This window comes from Mesocryomonas lacus, assembly GCF_055730105.2.
On record NZ_JBUZWF020000022.1, the window covers coordinates 1 to 932 of the forward strand.

At 66.0% G+C, this 932-nt stretch carries 1 protein-coding gene; it reads right to left on the bottom strand.

The genetic code is table 11. The annotated features are described in order from the left end of the window. Positions 1-5: 5 nt before the first annotated feature. A partial coding sequence (tuf, locus tag ACZLZQ_RS24260; protein ID WP_472951883.1) for an elongation factor Tu occupies positions 6-932 on the bottom strand: 927 nt, incomplete at its 5' end.

The following is a 932-nucleotide window of genomic DNA, read 5'->3' on the forward strand; positions in this document are numbered from 1 at the left end:
CAGTCTTACGCGACGATCGACGACACGATGCCGGCGCCGACGGTCCGGCCGCCTTCGCGGATGGCGAAGCGCAGCTTCTCTTCCATCGCGATCGGAACGATCAGCGTCACGTCCATGGTCACGCTGTCGCCCGGCATCACCATCTCGGTGCCCTCAGGCAGCGTGCACACGCCGGTCACGTCCGTCGTGCGGAAGTAGAACTGCGGGCGGTAGTTGGTGAAGAACGGCGTATGACGGCCACCCTCTTCCTTGGTCAGGATGTAGGCCTCGGCCATGAAGCGCGTGTGCGGCTTCACGGTGCCGGGCTTGCACAGCACCTGGCCGCGCTCGACGCCCTCGCGGTCGACGCCGCGAACGAGCGCGCCGATGTTGTCGCCGGCCTGGCCCTGGTCGAGCAGCTTGCGGAACATCTCGACGCCGGTGACCGTGGTCTTCTTGGTGTCGCGGATGCCGACGATCTCGACTTCCTCGCCGACCTTGACGATGCCGCGCTCGACGCGGCCGGTGACGACGGTGCCACGGCCCGAGATCGAGAACACGTCCTCGATCGGCATCAGGAACGGCATGTTGATCGGACGCTCAGGGGTCGGGATGTACTCGTCGACAGCGGCCATCAGCGCGCGGACGGCGTCCTCGCCGATCACCTTGTTGGAGTCTTCCAGAGCCGCGAGAGCCGAACCCTTGACGATCGGGATGTCGTCGCCCGGATATTCGTACATCGACAGGAGCTCGCGAACCTCGAGCTCGACAAGCTCCAGAAGCTCCTCGTCATCGACCTGGTCGACCTTGTTGAGGAACACGACGATCGCGGGCACGCCGACCTGGCGGGCGAGCAGGATGTGCTCGCGGGTCTGCGGCATCGGGCCGTCGGCCGCCGAGCAGACGAGGATCGCGCCGTCCATCTGGGCGGCACCGGTGATCATGTTCTTCAC